At 65.8% G+C, this 15020-nt stretch carries 13 protein-coding genes; 8 read left to right on the forward strand and 5 right to left on the reverse strand.

All coding sequences use genetic code 11. The features are described 5' to 3' along the window. Positions 1 to 7: 7 nt before the first annotated feature. The 5 genes from HG549_RS05560 to ydcS all read right to left on the reverse strand — a co-directional run bounded on the left by HG549_RS05560 (position 8) and on the right by ydcS (position 5493). Entirely contained in the window at positions 8 to 1432 is a 1425-nt protein-coding gene (locus tag HG549_RS05560) for a gamma-aminobutyraldehyde dehydrogenase (protein WP_170028537.1), read from the reverse strand. Between the two features lie 18 nt (positions 1433 to 1450). Continuing rightward, positions 1451 to 2257 carry an ABC transporter permease gene (locus HG549_RS05565; protein ID WP_170028539.1) on the reverse strand — a complete coding sequence of 269 codons (807 nt, stop codon included), beginning with the start codon at positions 2255 to 2257 and terminating at the stop codon, positions 1451 to 1453. Further along, on the reverse strand, positions 2247 to 3158 hold the full coding sequence (locus tag HG549_RS05570) for an ABC transporter permease (RefSeq protein ID WP_170028541.1): 912 nt from the start codon (positions 3156 to 3158) through the stop codon (positions 2247 to 2249). Before HG549_RS05570 ends, HG549_RS05565 begins: the two co-directional genes overlap by 11 nt. Before the next feature lies 1 nt (position 3159). Then, the gene (locus HG549_RS05575) at positions 3160 to 4191 is read right to left on the reverse strand and encodes an ABC transporter ATP-binding protein (protein ID WP_170028543.1); all 1032 of its coding nucleotides are present in this window, start codon (positions 4189 to 4191) and stop codon (positions 3160 to 3162) included. Between the two features lie 150 nt (positions 4192 to 4341). After that, positions 4342 to 5493 (reverse strand): putative ABC transporter substrate-binding protein YdcS, encoded by a 1152-nt coding sequence (gene ydcS / locus HG549_RS05580; protein WP_170028545.1) that lies wholly within the window; start codon positions 5491 to 5493, stop codon positions 4342 to 4344. 216 nt (positions 5494 to 5709) lie between these two features. On the opposite strand from ydcS, the gene HG549_RS05585 reads away from it, so the two are divergent. The 8 genes from HG549_RS05585 (at position 5710) to wspR (ending at position 14963) form a co-directional block, all read left to right on the forward strand. Next, positions 5710 to 6390 carry a tellurite resistance TerB family protein gene (locus HG549_RS05585; protein ID WP_170028547.1) on the forward strand — a complete coding sequence of 227 codons (681 nt, stop codon included), beginning with the start codon at positions 5710 to 5712 and terminating at the stop codon, positions 6388 to 6390. Between the two features lie 139 nt (positions 6391 to 6529). Then, positions 6530 to 8152, forward strand: coding sequence for a methyl-accepting chemotaxis protein (locus tag HG549_RS05590; RefSeq protein ID WP_170028549.1), 1623 nt, complete (start codon positions 6530 to 6532; stop codon positions 8150 to 8152). Positions 8153 to 8157: 5 nt separating this feature from the next. Next, positions 8158 to 8664 (forward strand): chemotaxis protein CheW, encoded by a 507-nt coding sequence (locus HG549_RS05595; RefSeq protein ID WP_170028551.1) that lies wholly within the window; start codon positions 8158 to 8160, stop codon positions 8662 to 8664. Further along, entirely contained in the window at positions 8661 to 9935 is a 1275-nt protein-coding gene (locus HG549_RS05600; RefSeq protein ID WP_170028553.1) for a protein-glutamate O-methyltransferase CheR, read from the forward strand. Before HG549_RS05595 ends, HG549_RS05600 begins: the two co-directional genes overlap by 4 nt. Beyond that, positions 9932 to 10597, forward strand: coding sequence for a chemotaxis protein CheW (locus HG549_RS05605; RefSeq protein ID WP_170028555.1), 666 nt, complete (start codon positions 9932 to 9934; stop codon positions 10595 to 10597). Before HG549_RS05600 ends, HG549_RS05605 begins: the two co-directional genes overlap by 4 nt. Further along, a complete protein-coding gene (locus tag HG549_RS05610) occupies positions 10594 to 12897 on the forward strand; it encodes a hybrid sensor histidine kinase/response regulator (RefSeq protein WP_170028557.1) in 2304 nt (767 codons plus the stop codon). Before HG549_RS05605 ends, HG549_RS05610 begins: the two co-directional genes overlap by 4 nt. Further along, positions 12894 to 13907: a chemotaxis response regulator protein-glutamate methylesterase gene (locus HG549_RS05615; RefSeq protein ID WP_170028558.1), complete on the forward strand. Its 1014-nt coding sequence runs from the start codon at positions 12894 to 12896 to the stop codon at positions 13905 to 13907. The genes HG549_RS05610 and HG549_RS05615 overlap by 4 nt, the downstream gene beginning before the upstream one ends. Positions 13908 to 13958: 51 nt before the next feature. Beyond that, positions 13959 to 14963 (forward strand): Wsp signal transduction system regulator diguanylate cyclase WspR, encoded by a 1005-nt coding sequence (gene wspR / locus HG549_RS05620; RefSeq protein WP_170028559.1) that lies wholly within the window; start codon positions 13959 to 13961, stop codon positions 14961 to 14963. Positions 14964 to 15020 lie beyond the last annotated feature (57 nt).

Below are 15020 nucleotides of genomic sequence, written 5' to 3' on the forward strand. Positions count from 1 at the left end.
ACTTCCCTCAATGCTTGATCATCACATGCCGCACGCAGGTGTAGTCTTCCAGCCCATACATCGACATGTCCTTGCCATACCCCGAATGCTTCTGCCCGCCATGGGGCATTTCGCTGACCAGCATGAAGTGGGTGTTCACCCAGGTGCAGCCATACTGCAGGCGCGCCGCCAGGCGGTGGGCGCGGCCGGTGTCGCGGGTCCATACCGATGAGGCCAGGCCGTAGTCGGAGTCGTTGGCCCATTCCAGCGCCTGCGCTTCGTCGCTGAAGCGGGTGACCGAGACCACCGGGCCGAACACTTCGTTACGCACGATCTCGTCGTCCTGCAGGGCATCGGCCAACACCGTCGGCTCGAAGAAGAAACCATCACCCTCGATCGCCTTGCCGCCGGTCACCAGGCGAATATGCGGCTGGGCGATGGCCCGCTGTACCAGGCCAGCGACCTTGTCGCGGTGCTGGGCACTGATCAATGGCCCCAGCTCGGTATCTTCGGCTTCCTGCAGGCCGGGCTTGAGGCTGGCCACCGCTTCACCCAGGCGCTCGACGAAGCGCTCGTAGATGCCGTCCTGCACATACAACCGGCACGCGGCCGTGCAGTCCTGGCCGGCGTTGTAGAAGCCGAAGGTGCGGATGCCGTCGACGGCCGCGTCGAGGTCGGCATCGTCGAACACCAGCACCGGCGCCTTGCCGCCCAGTTCCATGTGCATGCGTTTCACGCTGTCGGCGGTGGCACTGATGATGCGCGCGCCGGTGGGAATCGAGCCGGTCAGCGATACCATGCGTACCTTGGGGTGGGTGACCAACGGGGTGCCGACGGTCTGGCCGCGGCCGAAGAGGATGTTCAACACCCCCGGCGGCAACAGGTCCCGGGCCAGTTCGCCCAGGCGCAGGGCGGTCAGCGGGGTCACCTCGGAGGGCTTGATCACCACCGTGTTGCCCGCGGCCAGGGCCGGGGCGATCTTCCATGCCAGCATCATCAAAGGGTAGTTCCACGGCGCGATCGAGGCGACCACGCCCAGTGGGTCACGGCGGATCATCGAGGTGTGCCCCGGCAGGTATTCGCCAGCTGCCGAACCGCCCAGGCAACGCGCGGCACCGGCGAAATAGCGAAACACATCGGCGATTGCCGGGATCTCGTCATTCAGCGCCGCGCTCAACGGCTTGCCGCAGTTCTGCGATTCCAGCCGGGCCAGTTCATCGCCATGCGCTTCGATCGCGTCGGCCAGCGCCAGCAACGCCTGCGAACGCTCCTTGGGGCTGGTTTGCGACCAACTGTCGAAGGCCTGGTCGGCGGCGCGTACGGCGCTGTCCACCTGCGCCTCGGTGGCTTCGTTGATCTGCGCCAGGGCGCTGCCCAGCGCCGGGTTGAGTACGGTCCAGGCCGGGCCTTCGCCAGCGACCAGCTGGCCATTGATCAGCATCTGCGTTTGCATCGGGGGACTCCTCCAGGGTCATTTGCCGCTGCCCGCGACGCTTTCGCCGCCACGGGTCAGGTAATAGGCGCCAAGGATTGGCAGCATGGTCACCAGCATCACCAGCATGGCGACCACATTGGTCACCGGCACGTCACGCGGGCGGCTGAGCTGGTTGAGCAGCCAGATCGGCAGGGTGCGTTCGTGGCCGGCGGTAAAGGTGGTGACGATGATCTCGTCGAACGACAGGGCAAAGGCCAGCATGCCGCCGGCCAAAAGCGCCGAGCCGAGGTTGGGCAGGATGATGTAGCGGAAGGTCTGCCAGCCATCGGCGCCCAGGTCCATCGAGGCTTCGATCAAGCTCTGCGAAGTGCGCCGCAGGCGGGCGATGACGTTGTTGTAGACGATCACCACGCAAAAGGTGGCGTGGCCGACCACGATGGTGAACACCCCGGGTTCCAGGCCCAGGCTCTTGAACGCCGAGAGCAGGGCGATACCGGTGATGATGCCGGGCAGGGCGATGGGCAGGATCAGCAGCAGCGAAATGCTCTCCTTGCCGAAAAAGCTGCGCCGATACAGCGCCGCCGAGGCCAGCGTGCCCAGCACCAGGGCGATCAGCGTGGCCAGGCAGGCCACCTGCAGCGACAGCTGGATCGCCTCCAGCACATCGGGCCGGGCAAACGCCACGGCGAACCACTTCAGGGTAAAGCCCTTGGGCGGAAAGCTGAACGCCGCATCCTCGGTGTTGAAGGCATAGAGGAAGATGATCAGGATCGGAAAGTGCAGGAACAGCAGGCCGCCCCAGGCGGCCAGGCGCAGCCCGATCGAAGCTTTTTCAGAGTGCATCGAAGGCTCCCAGGCGCTTGACCAAGGCCAGGTATACCGCGATCAGCACGATCGGCACCAGGGTGAAGGCGGCGGCCATCGGCATGTTGCCGATCGCCCCTTGCTGGGCATAGACCATGCTGCCGATGAAATAGCCAGGCGGGCCGACCAGCTGCGGCACGATGAAGTCGCCCAGGGTCAGCGAAAAGGTGAAGATCGAGCCGGCAGCGATGCCCGGGATCGACAGCGGCAGGACTACCTGCACGAAGGTTTGCCGAGGCCGGGCGCCGAGGTCTGCCGAGGCCTGCAGCAGGGAAGGTGGCAAGCGTTCCAGCGAGGCCTGGATGGGCAGGATCATGAATGGCAGCCAGATATAGACGAACACCATGAAGCGCCCCAGGTGTGATGTCGACAGGGTGCTGCCGCCCACCCCTGGCACCGCCAGCACGGTTTGCAACAGGGCATCCAGGTGCAACTGCTGGACGAACCACTGGGCCACGCCACCCTTGGCCAGCAGCAGGGTCCAGGCGTAGGTCTTGACGATGTAGCTGGCCCACATCGGCATCATCACCGCGATGTAGAAAAATGCCTTGGTCTTGCCGCTGGTGTAGCGCGCCATGTAATAGGCGATGGGGAAGGCCAGCACCGCGCTGGCCAGCGACACCGCCAGCGCCATGCCCAGGGTGCGCAGGATGATGTCGAAGTTCGACGGGTTGAACAGGGCGGCGAAATTGCCCAGGGTCAGCTCCGGGCTCACCGCCATGGTGAAGTCGTCGAAGGTATAGAAACCCTGCCACAGCAGGTTGAGCAGCGAGCCCAGGTAGATCGCGCCGAACCAGGTCAGTGGCGGCACCAGCAGCAACGCCAGGTACAGGTTGGGGCGGCGGTATAGCAGGTTGGACAGCTCGCGTAGCGTACCCATGTCAGCGGCTCCCGCTTTCCTGCAGCACGGTCATGGCTTGCCGTGGCCAGTGCGCCTGTAGCCGTTGCCCGGGTTGCCAGGCCTGTGCCTGCACCTGCCAGCGGTCATTGGCCTGGCTGACCGCCAACAGCTGGCCACTGTCGAGCTGCAGTTCGTAACGGGTGGCGCTGCCCTGGTACTGGATATCGCGCAGCACGCCACTGACCTGCACCGCCTGCTCGCCTGCAACCGGGTCACCCAGGCGGATGTGCTCGGGACGGATGGAGAACGGCGCCGGGCTGCCGTTGAGCGCCATCGCCAGTTCGCCGCGCAGCACGTTGGAGGAACCGACGAATTCGGCGACGAAGGGCGTGGCCGGTTGCATGTACAGGTTGCGCGGTGTGTCGACCTGCTCGATACGGCCGCGGTTGAACACCGCCACCCGGTCGGACATCGACAGTGCCTCGGTCTGGTCGTGGGTGACGAAGATGAAGGTGATACCCAGCTGGCGCTGCAGCTTTTTCAGTTCGCCCTGCATCTGCTCACGCAGTTTCAGGTCCAGCGCACCCAGGGGTTCGTCCAGCAGCAACACCCGTGGCCGGTTGACCAGCGCGCGGGCCAGGGCCACGCGCTGGCGTTGCCCGCCGGACAGTTGTGCCGGCTTGCGTGCGCCGTAGCCGGCCAGGGCTACCATCGCCAGCGCTTGTTCGGCGCGAGCGTGGCGTTCGGCCTTGGCCATGCCTTTCACCTTCAGGCCGTAGGCGACGTTGTCCAGTACGTTCATGTGCGGGAACAGTGCGTAGTCCTGGAACACCGTGTTGACATCACGCAGGTACGGCGGCACGCCAGCGGCCTCGACGCCGTGGATGCGGATCGAGCCGCTGGTGGGCTGCTCGAAACCGGCGATCAGGCGCAGGCAGGTGGTCTTGCCCGAGCCTGACGGGCCGAGCATGGAGAAGAACTCGCCATCGATGATGTCGATGCTGACCTGGTCGACGGCCTTGACCTCGCCGAAAGTACGGGAAACCTGGGTGAACTGGACGGCTAGGGGCATGCGTGGGCTCCAGGCATCAAAGTTTCTCCTGTGCCGGCCTCTTCGCGGGCACGCCCGCTCCCACAGGTATTACACAGCCTTCAAGGCCGGTGCCCTACCTGTGGGAGCGGGCATGCCCGCGAAGAGGTCGGCCCTGACATTCAGGCAACCTCAGCGGCCACCCATGATCGCAATGTAATCCTGGGTCCAGCGGCTGTAAGGCACGAACTTGCCGCCCTGGGCCTGCGGGGTTTTCCAGAAGGCGATCTTGTCGAAGTTGTCGAAGCCGTTGGTCTTGCAGCCGTCCGCCCCCAGCAGCTCGTTGCCACTGCAGGCGGCCGGTACCGCCGGCAACGAGCCGAACCAGGCCGCCACGTCACCCTGCACCTTCGGTTGCAGCGACCAGTCCATCCACTTGTAGGCACAATTGGGGTGCTTGGCCTCGCTGTGCAGCATGGTGGTATCCGCCCAGCCGGTCGCCCCTTCCTTGGGAATGGTCGACGCCACCGGCTGTTTCTCGGCCTTCAGGCCATTGACCATGTAGCCCCAGGAGCTGGTCGCGACCACGCCTTCGTTCTTCACGTCGCTCATCTGCACCGTGGCGTCATGCCAGTAGCGGTGTACTAACGGTTGCTGCTGGCGCAGCAGCTCGAGCACGGCCTTGTACTGGGCTTCGTTCAGTTCGTACGGGTCGTGGATGCCCAGCTCCGGCTTGGCGGTTTTCAGGTACAGCGCCGCATCGGCGATGTAGATCGGCCCGTCGTAGGCCTGCACGCGCCCCTTGTTCGGCTTGCCGTCGGGCAGGTTCTGCGGCTCGAACAGCACCCCCCAGCTGGTGGGCGCCTGCTTGAACACCTCGGTGTTGTACAGCAGCACGTTCGGTCCCCACTGGTATGGCGTGCCGTAGACCTGCTTGTCGACCACGTACCAGCCACCGTTCTGCAAGCGCGGGTCGATGTGCTTCCAGTTGGGGATCAACGCGGTATTGATCGGCTGTACCCGCTTGCCTGCGATCAGCCGGAGCGAGGCATCACCGGAAGCGGTGACCAGGTCATAGCCGCCCTTGGTCATCAGGCTGACCATCTCGTCCGACGTAGCGGCGGTCTTGACGCTGACCTTGCAGCCGGTTTCCTTCTCGAAACCGCTGACCCAGTCGTAGGCCTTGTCGCTTTCACCGCGCTCGATGTAGCCCGGCCAGGCGACGATGTCCAGGCGCCCTTCGCCAGGGCCCAGGGCCTTGGGCGGTTCGGCAGCCTGCAGGCTGGCGCTGGCGAGCACGGCACCGGTGATGGCGCCGAGCAATGCGGTCTTGTGCACTGACATGGTGTTCCCTCTTCTTGGAGATCTTGTTCGGGGCAGTCATCAAGCAAGCCGTGAAGCATTTGTTATAAGCGTAGTGCGCGTGCGCGGGGTATTGGCGATATCGAGTCTAGTTGGCTTTTTGCCAGCCAATGCAACATCCGGAAGCAAATCCACGGTGGCGTACGTTTGCCCAAGCCTTACTCTGGCGTATGAATTTTCTTGCGTGGAGAGCCGCGAATGAACACCCGCAACCTGCTCGATCAGCTCCTCAAGTCCGGCCAGCAACTGCTCGACAAACAGGGCGCTACCGCTAAGCCCGGCAGCGCTGCCGGTGGGCTTGGCGGGCTGTTGTCCGGTGCCGGTGGTGGCTTGTTGGGCGGCGGCGCCCTGGGGCTGTTGCTGGGCAGCAAGAAGGCCCGCAAATACGGCGGCAAGGCGCTGACCTATGGTGGCCTGGCCGCCCTGGGCGTGCTGGCCTACAAAGCCTATGGCAACTGGCAGGCCAACCAGCGGCTGGCCGCCAGCGAGCCCCGTACCGTCGACCGCCTGCCGCCGGCCCAGGCCGAACAGCACAGCCAGGCCGTGCTGCGGGCATTGGTGGCAGCGGCCAAGTCCGATGGCCATATCGACGAGCGCGAGCGGGCCCTGATCGAGGGCGAGTTCAGCCGCCTGGACAGCGACCGCGAACTGCAGCACTGGCTGCACGATGAATTGAACAAGCCGCTGGACCCGGCCGAAGTGGCCCGAGCCGCGCAAACGCCGGAAATGGCGGCCGAGATGTACCTGGCCAGCGTGATGATGGTCGACCAGGAAAACTTCATGGAGCGCGCCTACCTGGACGAGCTGGCCCGCCAGCTGCGCCTGGACCCGGGCCTGCGTCAGGAACTGGAAAGCCAGGCAAGGCTTGCAGCAGGCTGATATCGAGCGGATGGGGCTGCATGCACGCCCCGCCAACGGCCTGTCTACCGCAGCCTTCCATTCAGCCGCAAAAGCGTTAGGCGCCTGAGCTATACTTCGGCGATTTTTCCCGCTCGTTGCGAATTCCTGAGGGCTGAATGTGAAGAACTGGACCTTGCGCCAACGGATCCTGGCAAGTTTCGCCGTGATCATCGCCATCATGCTGCTGATGATCGTGGCCGCCTACTCGCGGTTGGGGGCCATCGAAACCGCCGAAGAAGCGGTGGGCAGCGACAGCATTCCAGGGGTTTACTACAGCTCGATGATCCGCAGCGCCTGGGTCGACAGCTATGTCACCAGCCAACAACTGGTGGGCCTGTCCAACCACCGCGCGATCACCTCGGCCGACATGGAGCTGTTCAGAGGTTTCGAGGAGCGTCTGAAGCAGCACATGGCGAGTTACCAGGCCACGATCAAGACCAAGGACGACCAGACTCGCTTCGATTCCTTCGTGCAACTCGAAGAAAACTACATGAAGATCGTCGGCCAGGTACTGGACGCCTATCGTCAGCATGACTACGACGGCGCCCAGCGGCTGATCAATGAGGTGCTCACCCCGACCTGGGTCGATGGGCGCAAGCACCTGACCGAAGTCATCGAGGAAAATCGAGCCTCAGCCGAAGCCGCCACCAACGACATCGTCAATGCCGTGAACACGACCAAAAGCAGCATGGTGGCTTCGCTGTTGCTGGCCATCATCGCCGCGGGCGTGTGCGGCTTGCTGCTGATGCGTGCCATCTCTGCGCCCATGCAGCGCATTGTGCATGCCCTGGACAAGCTGCGCTCAGGCGACCTGAGCATGCGCCTGAACCTGGAGCGCAAGGACGAATTCGGCGCCATCGAAGGCGGCTTCAACGAAATGGCCGAGGCCCTGGCCAACCTGGTGGCCCAGGCCCAGCGCTCGTCGGTACAGGTGACCACCTCGGTGACCGAAATTGCCGCCACCTCCAAGCAACAACAGGCCACTGCCACCGAAACGGCCGCCACCACCACGGAAATTGGTGCCACTTCGCGGGAAATCGCCGCCACCTCGCGTGACCTGGTGCGCACCATGACCGAAGTGACCTCGGCGGCCGACCAGGCCTCCAGCCTGGCCGGTTCCGGTCAGCAGGGCCTGGCGCGGATGGAAGAAACCATGCACCAGGTAATGGGCGCCGCCGACCTGGTCAACGCCAAGCTGGCCATCCTCAATGAAAAGGCCAGCAACATCACCCAGATGGTGGTGACTATCGTCAAGGTCGCCGACCAGACTAACCTGCTGTCGCTGAACGCGGCCATCGAGGCGGAAAAGGCCGGTGAATACGGCCGTGGCTTCGCCGTGGTCGCCACCGAAGTGCGTCGCCTGGCCGACCAGACCGCCGTGGCCACCTACGACATCGAGCAGATGGTGCGCGAGATCCAGTCGGCCGTGTCGGCTGGAGTCATGGGCATGGACAAGTTCTCCGAAGAAGTGCGCCGCGGCATGTTCGAGGTGCAGCAGGTGGGCGAGCAGCTGAGCCAGATCATCCACCAGGTGCAGGCCCTGGCGCCGCGCGTGCTGATGGTCAACGAAGGCATGCAGGCCCAGGCCACCGGTGCCGAGCAGATCAACCAGGCGTTGGCCCAGCTCAGCGATGCCAGCACCCAGACGGTCGAGTCGCTGCGCCAGGCCAGTTTCGCCATCGATGAGCTGAGCCAGGTGGCCGCTGGCCTGCGTGGCGGCGTGTCGCGCTTCAAAGTCTGACGGCGATGATCGACATGCAACCGCGCGCGGCGCGGGAGGACAATGCCAAGGGGGTGTTGTACCTGCAGTTTCGCATTCAGGAACAGCGCTTTGCCCTGAGCGTGCACGAGGTGATCGAAGTGCTGCCGCGCCAGCCGCTGAAGCCGATAGCCCAGGCGCCTGGCTGGGTCGCGGGCGTGCTTGCCCACCGTGGCCAGCTGGTGCCGGTGGTCGACCTGGCGGCATTGAGCTTTGGCCAGCCGGCGGCGCAACGCACCAGTACCCGGCTGGTGCTGGTGCACTATCGAGGCGACCTGCAGCTTGGCCTGATCCTGGAGCAGGCGACCGAAACCCTGCGCTGCCACCCCGACGAGTTCCAGCCCTATGGCGTGGACAGCGGCGAAGCGCCGTACCTGGGGCCGGTACGCCAGGATGAGCAGGGCTTGCTGCAGCGCATCGAGGTCAACGACCTGCTGCCCGACGTGGTACACCAGTTGTTGTACCCGGGCGAGCCGACAGGGATGCCGACATGAACGAACAGCATTTCTTCCGTTTCCTGCGCGAACGTATCGGCCTCGACGTGGAGTCGGTAGGGGCGTCCATGGTCGAGCGAGCGCTGCGTCAGCGTTGCGTGGCCGTGAACGCCACCGACCTGGACGACTACTGGCTGCGCCTGCAGCAATCGATGGACGAGCAGCAGGCACTGATCGAGGCCGTCATCGTCCCGGAAACCTGGTTCTTCCGTTATCCGGAGTCCTTCAGCGCCTTGGCCAGCCTGGCGCAGAAGCGCCTGGCCGAGCTTGCCGGGGCACGCCCACTGCGCTTGCTCAGCCTGCCATGCTCGACCGGCGAGGAACCCTATTCGCTGGCCATGGCCTTGCTCGACGCCGGTATCGCACCCGCTGCGTTCCTGATCGACGGCATGGACATCAGCCCCAGTTCGGTGGCCAAGGCCGGGCAGGCGGTGTACGGGCGCAATGCCTTCCGTGGCAGCGACCTGAGCTTTCGCGAGCGCTACTTCGATGCCGTCGATGAGGGCCACCAACTGCATCAACGGGTGCGTGAGCAGGTCAGCCTGCAGGTGGGCAACGTGCTCGACCCGGCGCTGAGCAGCCGCGATGGCCTCTACGACTTCGTGTTTTGCCGCAACCTGCTGATCTATTTCGACCTGGCCACCCAGCAACGGGTGTTCGAGGTGCTCAAGCGCCTGCTGCATCCGCAGGGCGTGTTGTTCATCGGCCCGGCCGAAGGCAGCCTGCTGGCGCGCCTGGGTATGCGCCCACTGGGCATTGCCCAGTCATTCGCCTATGTGCGCCAGGACGGCGCTGACTCTGCACCGGTTGCCGCACCGGCGCCGCCGCCGCGCCGCCGGTTGCCAGCGCAGCCGACGCCAGGCTATTCGTTGCCGAGTGCCGCGCTGCCACGGCCCGTGCGCGTGCTGCCCGCAGCGGCCAGGCCCGCGCCGGTGCGCGAGCACCAGGGCGAGCAGGCAAGTGAAGTGCTGGCCAACATTGCCCGCCTGGCCAATGCCGGCGCCAGCGAGCAGGCCCGCGCCGAATGCCAGCGTTACCTTGCCCAGTTCGCGCCGTCGGCGCAGGTTTACTACTGGCTGGGGCTGCTCAGCGATACCGAGGGCGATGCGCAGCAGGCGCTGAGCCACTATCGCAAAGCGCTGTACCTGGAGCCGCAGCACCCCGAGGCGCTGGTGCACCTGGCGGCCTTGCTGGCGGCCCAGGGCGACCTGGCCGGTGCCCGGCGCCTGCAGGAGCGGGCCGCGCGGGCGGGACGGGAGTCTGAACGATGAAAGGTGAGTCCGCGATGCAACTGCTCGCCGAAGACGATGCGCACATCGACGACTGCTGGAACCGCATAGGCGTGCATGGCGACAAGCAATGCCCGCTGCTGGCACGGCACGTGCACTGTCGAAATTGTGAGGTGTATGCCGCCGCCGCCACACGCCTGCTCGATCGCTACGCGTTGATGGATGAGCAGCATGCCGTGCAGGCAGCGCCGGCCGAGGAAACCTCGGGTTGTTCGATGCTGCTGTTCCGCCTGGGGGAGGAGTGGCTGGCGCTGGCCACTGCCTGCCTGGCCGAGATCGCCCCGTTGCAGGCGGTGCATTCGCTGCCGCACCAGCGCTCGCGGGTGCTGCAGGGCGTGGCCAACGTGCGCGGTGCGCTGGTGCCCTGCCTGTCGCTGGCCGACCTGCTGGGCGTGCAGCCCGGCAGCACCGAGCAACGCAGCGGCCGGGCGATGCCACGCATGCTGATCCTGGCCGCCGATGGCAGGCCGGTGGTGATGGCGGTCGAGGAAATCGACGGTATTCACCGGCTCGACCCGCAGCTGTTCGGCAGCGGCCAGGATGCCACCCGCTTCACCGCTGCGGTCCTGCAATGGCGGGGCCGCAGTGTGCGGGTGCTGGACGATCAACATTTACTGTCTGCCGTGCAGCGGAGCCTGTCATGACCCCAGAGCAAATGCGCGACGCATCGTTGCTCGAACTGTTCAGCCTGGAAGCCGAGGCGCAGACCCAGATACTCAGTGCCGGCCTGATGGCGCTGGAGCGCAACCCTAAGCAGGCCGACCAGCTCGAGGCTTGCATGCGTGCGGCGCATTCGCTGAAGGGGGCGGCGCGGATCGTTGGGGTGGACGCGGGCGTCAGCGTCGCCCATGTCATGGAAGACTGCCTGGTAGCCGCGCAGGAGGGCCGCCTGCAACTGAGCGCCGAGCATATCGATGCCTTGCTGCAAGGCACCGACCTGCTGATGCGCATCGCCACGCCTGGGGATACCGGGGCGCAGGCGATCCTGCCGGTGTTCCTGGCGCAAATGGCCTGCCTGCTCGATCCGGGGGGCGCAGCCATGCCTGCCATAGCGCCCGCCGCCCCGGCACTGCTGCAGGCGCCTGCGCCTGCCCAGCAGAGCGAGCCGCTGCCCGCCGCGCCCCTCGAGCCAGACCTCGAGGCCGAGCCCGAACCGCTGGCGCGGCGCAAGGCGGGCAAGCGTGCCGGCGATGGTGCGGAGCGGGTGCTGCGGGTCACTGCCGACCGCCTCAACAGCCTGCTCGACCTGTCCAGCAAGTCGCTGGTGGAAACCCAGCGGCTCAAGCCTTACCTGGCCACCTTGCAGCGCCTCAAACGCATGCACGGCCAAGGCATGCAGGCGCTCGACGGCCTGCGCATGCAACTGGAGGACAGTGGCCAGAGCAGCGAGGTGCTCGAAGCCCTGGCGCAGACCCAGCGCCTGCTGGCGGAAACCCAGCAGATCCTGCAGCAGCAGGCTGCCGACCTGGATGAGTTCGGCTGGCAGGCCAGCCAGCGCGCACAACTGCTGTACGACACGGCGCTGGCTTGCCGGATGCGGCCGTTTGCCGATGTATTGGCCGGCCAGAGCCGCATGGTCCGCGACCTTGGGCGGTCGCTGGGCAAGCCGGTGCGGTTGCTGGTGGAAGGGGAAAAGACCCAGGTCGACCGTGATGTGCTGGAAAAGCTCGAAGCACCGCTGACCCACCTGTTGCGCAACGCCGTCGACCATGGCATCGAACTGCCCGAGCGGCGCCAGTTGGCGGGCAAGCCGGAGGAGGGCGTGATCCGCCTGCGCGCCTCGCACCAGGCCGGCATGCTCAGCCTGGAGCTGATCGACGATGGCGCCGGCATCGACCTCGAACGCCTGCGCAGCAGCATCGTCGAGCGTGCCCTGTCACCGGCCGACACCGTGGCGCGGATGAGCGAGGCGGAGTTGCTGACGTTCCTGTTCCTGCCTGGGTTCAGCCTGCGCGACACGGTCACCGAGGTGTCCGGGCGCGGGGTCGGCCTGGATGCGGTGCAGCACATGATCCGTGAGCTGCGCGGCTCGATCGAACTGACCCAGGCCGCCGGGCAGGGCTGCCGTTTCCACCTGCAGGTACCGTTGACCCTGTCGGTGGTGCGCAGCCTGGTGGTCGAGGTGGGTGGCGAGGCCTACGCCTTCCCGCTCGCCCACATCGAACGCACGCTGGACGTGGCTGCCGACGAGATCGTGCAGATCGAAGGGCGCCAGCACTTCTGGCACGAAGGCCGGCACATCGGCCTGGTCGCAGCCAGCCAGTTGCTCAACCGCCCGGCCGGGCAGGCAGAGGAAAGCCGGCTGCGGGTGGTGGTGATTCGTGAGCACGAGCAACTGTACGGCGTGGCCGTGGAGCGGCTGGTGGGCGAACGCGTGCTGGTGGTGATGCCACTCGACCCGCGGCTGGGCAAGGTGCAGGACATTTCTTCCGGCGCGCTGCTCGACGATGGCTCGGTGGTGCTGATCATCGATGTCGAGGACTTGTTGCGCTCACTGGACAAACTGCTCAGCACCGGCAGCCTGGAACGCATCGCGCGCGGCAGCGGCGGCGCCCGCGGCGTGGTGCGCAAGCGCATCCTGGTGGTCGACGACTCGCTGACCGTGCGTGAACTGCAGCGCAAGTTGCTCGGCAACCGTGGCTACGACGTGGCCGTGGCAGTGGATGGCATGGATGGCTGGAACGCCTTGCGTGGCGAGGACTTCGACCTGCTGATCACCGACATCGACATGCCGCGCATGGACGGCATCGAGCTGGTCACCCTGGTGCGCCGCGACCAGCGCCTGCAGTCGCTGCCGGTGATGGTGGTGTCCTACAAGGACCGCGAGGAAGACCGGCGGCGTGGCCTGGACGCCGGCGCCGACTACTATTTGGCAAAGGCCAGTTTCCACGACGATGCGTTGCTGGATGCTGTGGTGGAGCTGATCGGGGGGGCGCAGGGATGAAAATCGCCATCGTCAACGACATGCCCATGGCGGTCGAGGCACTGCGCCGGGCGGTCGCCTTCGAACCGGCGCACGAGGTGATATGGGTGGCCGGCAATGGTGCCGAGGCGGTGCGGCTGTGCGCTGAAGCATTGCCAGACCTGATCCTCATGGACCTGATCATGCCGGTGATGGACGGCGTCGAGGCCACCCGCAGGATCATGGCCGAAACCCCCTGCGCCATCGTCATCGTCACGGTCGACCGCAAGCAGAACATGCACCGGGTGTTCGAGGCCATGGGCCACGGCGCACTCGACGTGGTCGACACGCCGGCGCTGGGGGCGGGCGACCCGCGCGAAGCGGCAGCGCCACTGTTGCGCAAGATCCTCAACATAAGCTGGCTGATCGGCCAGCAGAATGCCCCGGCCGCACGCCCGGTCGCCGCGCCTGTACGGGCGCTGTCGCAGCATCGCGGGCTTGTGGCGATCGGCTCGTCCGCCGGCGGCCCGGCGGCCCTCGAGGTGCTGCTGAAGGGCCTGCCGGCGGCGTTTCCTGCGGCCATCGTGCTGGTCCAGCATGTGGACCAGGTGTTTGCCGCAGGCATGGCCGAATGGCTCAGCAGCGCAGCCGGCCTGCCGGTGCGCCTGGCCCGCGAAGGTGAACCACCGCAGCCCGGCCAAGTGTTGCTGGCCGGCACCAACCACCACATCCGCCTGCTACAGAACGGCCAACTGGCCTACACTGCCGAACCGGTCAATGAGATTTACCGGCCCTCGATCGATGTGTTCTTCGAAAGCGTGGCGCGCTACTGGACCGGCGATGCGGTCGGCGTGCTGCTCACCGGCATGGGCCGCGATGGCGCCCAAGGCCTGAAACTGATGCGCCAGCAGGGCTTCCTGACTATTGCCCAGGACCAGGCCAGCAGTGCGGTGTATGGAATGCCCAAAGCTGCCGTGGCCATCGATGCCGCGGTGGAAGTCCGCCCGCTGGAACGCATCGCCGGGCGCTTGATGGAAATTTTTGCAAAATGACGAAGTGTATTGAATCACGCCGCCAGGTCGGTAGTGATCGGGTGAACAGCCATGAATGACTTACCGATCGAAGGTTTCACCACCACCAACGAAAACGCGGCGATGGTACTGCTGGTCGACGACCAGGCCATGATCGGCGAGGCGGTGCGGCGTGGCCTGGCCAACGAGGACAACATCGACTTCCACTTCTGCGCCGACCCGCACCAGGCGGTGGCCCAGGCGGTGCGCATCAAGCCTACGGTGATTCTCCAGGACCTGATCATGCCTGGCCTGGACGGGCTGACCCTGGTACGCGAATACCGCAACAACCCGGCGACCCAGGACATCCCGATCATCGTCCTGTCGACCAAGGAAGACCCGCTGGTCAAGAGCGCGGCCTTTGCGGCCGGGGCCAACGACTACCTGGTCAAGCTGCCGGACACCATCGAGCTGGTGGCGCGCATTCGCTACCACTCACGCTCCTACCTGACCCTGCTGCAGCGCGACGAGGCCTACCGTGCCTTGCGCGTCAGCCAGCAGCAATTGCTCGATTCCAACCTGATGCTGCAGCGGCTGATGAACTCCGATGGCCTGACCGGGTTGTCCAACCGCCGCCACTTCGACGAATACCTGGAGCTGGAATGGCGCCGCGCCATGCGTGAGCTGCAGCAGTTGTCGCTGCTGATGATCGACGTGGACTTCTTCAAGGCCTACAACGACAGCTTCGGCCACCTGGCCGGGGACGAGGCCTTGCGCCAAGTGGCCGAGGCGATCCGCGGCGTGTGCTCGCGGCCGACCGACCTGCCGGCGCGCTATGGCGGCGAGGAGTTCGTCCTGGTGCTGCCCAACACCTCGCAGGGTGGAGCGCGCCTGGTGGCCGAGAAGCTGCGCCAGACCATATTGGGCCTGGGTATCCCGCACACCGCGCCGACGGCCGACTCCTACCTGACCGTGAGCATCGGCCTGGCAACCCAGACCCCGGCCATCGGCAGCCATAGCCGGCAGTTGATCTCTGCCGCCGACAAGGGCCTGTACCTGGCCAAGAATGGCGGGCGCAACCAGGTGGGTATCGCCTGAGCACCATACCCTATAGGAGCGGCCTGGTGTTGCGATGGGGCGCGCAGCGGCCCCCTG

Source organism: Pseudomonas sp. SK (genome assembly GCF_012975065.1).
GTDB classification, from domain to species: domain Bacteria; phylum Pseudomonadota; class Gammaproteobacteria; order Pseudomonadales; family Pseudomonadaceae; genus Aquipseudomonas; species Aquipseudomonas anuradhapurensis.